This window comes from Thalassospira sp. CH_XMU1420-2, from assembly GCF_037029325.1.
Taxonomy (GTDB): Bacteria; Pseudomonadota; Alphaproteobacteria; order Rhodospirillales; family Thalassospiraceae; genus Thalassospira; species Thalassospira povalilytica.
On sequence record NZ_JAYMEG010000025.1, the window covers coordinates 1 to 2,939 of the forward strand.

The 2,939-nt window shown below is 52.4% G+C and carries 3 protein-coding genes; 1 reads left to right on the forward strand and 2 read right to left on the reverse strand.

Annotation, left to right across the window (positions count from 1 at the left end; genetic code table 11):
* Nucleotides 1–1,508, reverse strand: a 1,508-nt coding sequence (locus WA429_RS20835; RefSeq protein WP_336107851.1) for a thrombospondin type-1 domain-containing protein, incomplete at its 3' end; no start/stop codon positions are given.
* Between the two features lie 108 nt (nt 1,509–1,616).
* Between WA429_RS20835 and WA429_RS20840 the strand changes: the two genes are divergently transcribed.
* Nucleotides 1,617–2,120, forward strand: coding sequence for a hypothetical protein (locus WA429_RS20840; RefSeq protein ID WP_336107852.1), 504 nt, complete (start codon nt 1,617–1,619; stop codon nt 2,118–2,120).
* 55 nt (nt 2,121–2,175) lie between these two features.
* Here WA429_RS20840 and WA429_RS20845 read toward each other — a convergent pair whose 3' ends face one another.
* Complete coding sequence (locus tag WA429_RS20845) at nt 2,176–2,829, reverse strand: hypothetical protein (RefSeq protein ID WP_336107853.1); 654 nt, start codon at nt 2,827–2,829, stop codon at nt 2,176–2,178.
* Nucleotides 2,830–2,939: the final 110 nt, after the last annotated feature.

The following is a 2,939-nucleotide window of genomic DNA, read 5'->3' on the forward strand; positions in this document are numbered from 1 at the left end:
CTGCCCGACCAACGATAAATGCACTGGTCACCGTTGCGAACGTAATTGGTGTTGCAGGCAACGCTGGTAACTTCCCACTCTTCGCCGTTCCACTCCAGAGTTTGTGTGCCATTTGCGATCGGGACCGACTTGGTGTTGGGAACACACTCTTCCTCTTCCATATGCAGATCGTTCCCCGAGACATAGATTGGCTCCCCTACGCCATTCACACGGACATAATCGCTGTCATCTGGTCGCTTCCATGTCTCTTCAATTTTCGTGCGCTCATATGTCACGCAAACATCGAGGTAATTTTCACCGGTTCCAATGGTCTCGGTATTGATCAGCTGATAGGCAACGGGTTCTTCACCGTCATGGACCTTTTCATCTGAGACAAAGATGTCCTGCCCATCGACCGTGATCTGATGACGGCGGGTGCGGAAGGCTTGAAGATCTTCGTCTTTTTCATCCCAACCAACCGCGACAAGGTTCCAAGTGTAGGTGATGTCCGTGCTTTCAATGCACTGGGTCAGGGGCTCATCGGTCGCGGTGACAAACCACTTCTTGGCACCATAAGAGATTTCATCATTGGGGTAGTCGAAATGTACGGCTTCACAGCCGCCGCCCCGGGCATCGATCGGGGTGGATTGACTGGTATCGGGTTCGCAGGTGGTGCTGACATAGCGATAGGCATCGGGATTGTCTTCATCGACCACCTGCAGACGAAAGCCGCGATAGGCCAGCTCGACCGGGATATCGGGGATCCAGCCGCAGACCTTGTAATCGCGATAGCAGGTCATGGTGTTGCACTGGGCGTTCCCGGTCGGCTTGATCTCGTCTTCACAGAAGCTATCAGCCACGCGCGCGCCATCGGAGAAGCGCTCACACCAGACATCGCGGAACTGAATGCCACCATTACAGACTTCGCTGCAATTACCGTACTGTGAGGTATTCCAGTTATAGGCGTCGCAGGCTTGTGTATTGCAGGAGCTCGTATCGGTCCAGGTTGCGCCGCAGCCATCAGTGAAAGTGGTGGTCTGTGTGCCGCCGCCGCACGGCTGCGAGCAGCTCGATGTCATCATGATGGCCGGTTCGGGCGCGCAGAAATTACGGGCCTGTCCGGACAAGGGGATTTCGGTTTGGTAGGAACCGGCCTTGACCAGGAGCTTGCCGGTAAAGAAGCCCGGTGCTGTCGCGCGCGGTGTCAGGGTCACGTCACATGTTGAACCGGTCGTTGTGCCCGGGGCCAGCTGCTTGGTTGAGCAGTTATCTTCCAGCAGCCTGAAATGGGACTGGCCATCCGAGACACTCATATAGACCGGATCAAGGATCGGCAGAGAGATCTTGGTCAGATCGAGTTGATCGGTCTCTTGAGCTGACAGCCGCCCGGTCAGGGTCGCCGCTGTCGTCTCGCTGGTTGAGATCAGAACATCATCAATGCTTTCGATTACTGTACCGTCAGTCAGCTCCGAATCATTGAGATGGATTGTGATCAGATCGTTTGAAAGCGCGGAGCTTAAGCTCGTCAAAACCGCTAGCACAGCCAGGAGGCATCTAAAAAGCATCACTGCGTCACTCCATTGGTGGGTCATTACCTCACTCTTACAAGTGACCAATGGTCAGTTTATGCGCCTTCGATGCAAAATTTGTCACTTTGTGTGTTTTTTACGTCTCATCTCTCGATCTTTGATGTTTTTTGTTACGGCAGTGCTTCGCTGGCGTTTCTTGGCTCGTTCAATGACGATACCAAAACAACAATTTCAGACAGTGCTCGTCAGAAAAGGAAGTTCAATATGACGGCCATGACAAATGACCGCCCCAGGCACACCAAATCAGGCTTGTTCAAGAAGGCGCTTGAACCGATGGATTTTGCAAACTGTGATTGTCGGGTTACCGAATGGCACCAGTTCGATGAAAAGAAACGCAACCGAATTTGGCTATGCAACGTGGATAACCATCTTTTTCAGCGCCACGAATGGATGGAAACAGGACAGAACCAAAACCACTTCGACAAGTGGATTTATGTGGGCCTTCGCCCTCGCTATACAAACTTTTTTGTCCGCAATGCCCGGCCCGCAACAGAGGACGAGATTCGCGCAGCTTACGAGCAAATTCATGGTGAAGGATCCATGCTGGAATGAAAAAAGGGGAGGCATATGCCTCCCCCCTTCTTGTCGTCAAATCTGCGCAGGTGCCTTATTGCTGAGGCCATGGATAGCCGGCACCGGAACCATAGCTGTTGGCGATTGCATCTGACATTGGTGGGATATGACTGGTGCTGCACCAAATCGTGTTGTTACACCAGACTTCGTAAGACCCACCATAACGCTCGTGCTGGGTTCGCGCATCCAAGCGTTCGGTTTTGACCACTTCACCATCCTCACGCGTGACAACTACATCCGCGTAGTACCAGCTTGCACTCCAAGACCCACCATGATGGGTACGATACTTCGTCCATGCCGATGCTACGGTTACATTGTTGTAGGTACAAACGTTCTCATCAACGAGAACAGGCTCGCCATAGTCCTCGGACTGCCTTTGATACAGTGAGCCATCCGGGCGCTCATAAATGTCGATAACCTTGGTTTTCTGATACTTCTCGCACGGGTCATCAGTCCCGTACTCGAATTCATCCACTCCAGCTTCATCATCGGATACCTTCACGTAATCGACGGTCGGCTCTCCCTCGAAAACTTTCGGGAAGGTCATTGGCAGCTTGTTGTCCGGCAGATTGAGAACATATTGTCTCTCTTGGCGCGCATTGAGCTCAGGATCATTTTCATCCCACCCGGCTGGCTCCAAATCCCATGGCAACTTGTTGTCTGTATCTTCCAGACAATTTGTGAGCACCTCGCCAGTTTCAGAGATGATCCACTTCGCCCATATCGACGGATGCGTCTGGTCATTGATCGGGCGACCTTATCCAGTGGTGCGAAATCGTTTGATGACGCGCAATTGAT

Coding starts and splice junctions, on each gene's coding strand:
- WA429_RS20840 (WP_336107852.1), top strand. CDS start 1,617: ATGCAAAATTTGTCACTTTGTGTGTTTTTTACGTCTCATCTCTCGATC.